This window comes from Streptococcus sp. 10824 (assembly GCF_013276595.1).
GTDB classification, from domain to species: Bacteria; Bacillota; Bacilli; order Lactobacillales; family Streptococcaceae; genus Streptococcus; species Streptococcus pseudopneumoniae.
Genome location: NZ_VMLH01000075.1, coordinates 1 through 2,853 on the forward strand (window position 1 = coordinate 1; position 2,853 = coordinate 2,853).

The 2,853-nt window shown below is 40.7% G+C and carries 3 protein-coding genes and 1 other annotated feature; all 3 genes read right to left on the reverse strand.

Annotated features, from left to right (window positions below; genetic code table 11):
* Nucleotides 1–313: 313 nt before the first annotated feature.
* Nucleotides 314–682: a 50S ribosomal protein L7/L12 gene (gene rplL / locus HT701_RS07135; RefSeq protein WP_001196965.1), complete on the reverse strand. Its 369-nt coding sequence runs from the start codon at nucleotides 680–682 to the stop codon at nucleotides 314–316.
* Nucleotides 683–754: 72 nt separating this feature from the next.
* A complete protein-coding gene (gene rplJ, locus HT701_RS07140) occupies nucleotides 755–1,255 on the reverse strand; it encodes a 50S ribosomal protein L10 (protein WP_001287278.1) in 501 nt (166 codons plus the stop codon).
* Between the two features lie 38 nt (nucleotides 1,256–1,293).
* Nucleotides 1,294–1,429 (reverse strand) — a sequence feature (ribosomal protein L10 leader region).
* A 75-nt stretch (nucleotides 1,430–1,504) separates the two neighbouring features.
* Nucleotides 1,505–2,764, reverse strand: coding sequence for a TRZ/ATZ family protein (locus HT701_RS07145; RefSeq protein WP_050261725.1), 1,260 nt, complete (start codon nucleotides 2,762–2,764; stop codon nucleotides 1,505–1,507).
* Between the last annotated feature and the right edge of the window lie 89 nt (nucleotides 2,765–2,853).

The following is a 2,853-nucleotide window of genomic DNA, read 5'->3' on the forward strand; positions in this document are numbered from 1 at the left end:
GGAATTCAAACCAATTTCTAACAATGTTTTATAAAACTCAGTGGACTATTCTAAATTCAATCTATTTTATACTCTTCGAAAATCTCTTCAAACCACGTCAGCGTCGCCTTACCGTAGATATGTTACTGACTTCGTCAGTTCTATCTGCAACCTCAAAACAGTGTTTTGAGCAGCCTGCGGCTAGTTTCCTAGTTTGCTCTTTGATTTTCATTGAGTATTACTTACTCGCCAACTTCTTAAACAAAAAGAAAAACCACTACTCCTAAGAATAGCGATTTAATCATGTTTTTAAGCTACTAATGTAGTCGCTCTATTATTTAAGAGTAACTGAAGCTCCAGCTTCTTCCAATTTAGCTTTGATTTCTTCAGCTTCTGCAGTTGCAACGCCTTCTTTAACAAGTGCTGGTGCACCGTCAACAAGTTCTTTAGCTTCTTTAAGACCAAGACCTGTGATTTCACGTACAACTTTGATAACGCCAACTTTTTTGTCGCCTGCAGATGTCAATTCAACGTCGAATGAATCTTTAGCAGCACCAGCGTCAGCAGCACCAGCTGCAGCAACAGCTACAGGAGCAGCTGCAGTTACACCAAATTCTTCTTCGATAGCTTTTACAAGGTCGTTCAATTCAAGGATTGAAGCTTCTTTAATTTCAGCAATAATGTTTTCAATGTTCAATGCCATTGTTATTTCCTCCAAATATGTTTTAAATTTATAATAGATTTTCGTAGCTAGGCTACGCTACGTAGCTTAAGATTAAGCTGCGTCTTCTTTGCTTTCTGCAACCGCTTTGACTGCAAGAGCAACGTTGCGCACTGGCGCTTGAAGTACAGAAAGGAGCATAGAAAGAAGTCCTTCGCGGTTTGGAAGAGTTGCAAGTGCAAGAATCTCTTCTTTAGATGCGACAGCGCCTTCGATTGCACCACCTTTGATTTCAAGTGCTTCAGCGTTTTTAGAAAAGTCGTTCAAGATTTTCGCTGGTGCAATAACATCTTCGTTAGAAAATGCTACTGCAGATGGTCCAACGAATACTGATGCAAGATCTTCAAGACCAGCTTTTTCAGCTGCACGACGCAAGATTGAGTTTTTAATGACTTTATACTCAACTTCGCTTCCACGAAGCTCACGACGAAGAACTGTATCTTGCTCAACTGTCAAACCACGAGCGTCTACAACGACGATAGATGCAGCAGCTTTCATTTTTTCAGCTACTACGTCAACTAGTTCCGCTTTTTTAGCAATAATTGCTTCACTCATTAGTGTGTTCACCTCCGTAATTATTTTGCTTGGGGAATTTTTCCAAAAGAAAAACGCGCCCAAACCTAGACACGAAAGTACAATACGCTTCTTTTTACATGATACGTTTTGTCCTCGGTAGGATATTTATGAGTCGAGCTCCCCTACTGTCTTAGGCAGTTTTTTCAAACCGTATATAAGTATAGCATAGTCAAAAAAAGAATGCAAGATTTTTACAAACTTTTTTTAAAATTTTTCGTGATTTTTCTTCTAAAGTTCTACTGTCAGAACTTGACCTTGCTTAACAACCTGTTCTCCAGCAATATAGACATCATCAACATCACTGGATTTGACAGCATAAACTAGGTGAGAGAGCATATTTTCTTGAGGTTGGAGATGGATTTTGCCTTGTGGTTGAATAACGAGAAAATCTGCCTGCTTGCCGACTTCTAGACTTCCTATCTGATTTTCCATTCCTAGAACCTTAGCCCCTTCGATTGTCAGTGCCTTGAGAGCTGTTTCGATAGGAAATTGGCTGGCATCTCCACTTTTCATCTTCTGAAGAAGGGCTGCAGTCCGTCCCTCCTCAAACATATCAAGATTGTTATTGGAAGCGACCGAGTCAGTCGCAATTCCGACTGCTACTCCTGCTTTTTGGAGCTGGATAATTGGAGCAATTCCTGATGCCAGTTTGAGATTACTGATAGGATTGTGAGCAATAGCCACTTGAGAAGTTGCCAAGCGTTCAATTTCTCGCTCGTTTAATTCGACCCCATGAGCAAAGACAGACGGATGATCTAAGTAACCCAGTTCTTCTAGAAAGGCGAGGGGGCGTTTGCCGTATCGTTTCAGGATAATGCCTGATTCTTCCTTGGTCTCCGCCACATGGATATGGATTGGAATAGCAAGCTCTTTTGCCATTTCCAAACTCGCTTCCAGCAAGTCTCTACTGCAGCTATAGGGAGAATGAGGTGCTACCATAACCTTGAAATTTGGATTTTTATATTTTAAGATTTCGTCTATGATGGATCGAGTTCTGCTTATAGTCTCAGCAGTTGTTTCTGTCTCTGAAGAAAAAAGAGTCGGAGAAAAATAACAACGCATCTTGGAATCTTTCACTGCCTGATAAATCTGCTCAATATTCACACCATTGGGATTATACATATCATTAAAGGTTGTTGTTCCTGACTGGAGCATCTCTGTCAGAGCTTCTTTGACCGCCTTAGTAGTCATGTCGGGAGTAAACTCAGCTTCTGCTGGCCAGATATAGTCATTGAGCCATTCATGGAGATTGCTATCATCCCGAATTCCTCTCAAACCTGTCATAGCAGAATGGGTGTGGCAATTGACCAACCCAGGCATAATCCAAGCTCCCTGATAGTCTATAATCTGCTCAGCTTGCTCTAAAAACGCTGGCTTATCTTGACCGACATAGACGATTTGAGAATCCTTGACTGCTAAGATTCCATCAAGATAAACATGGAAATCTTGATCACAAGTCACGATATTTACATTCTGAAAGACTTTCATTATAGGCTCCTTTTCTAAAAGACAAGTTATACTCTCTTCAAACTACTTCAGATTCACTTTGCCGTAGGTGTGGTTACTGACTTCGTCAG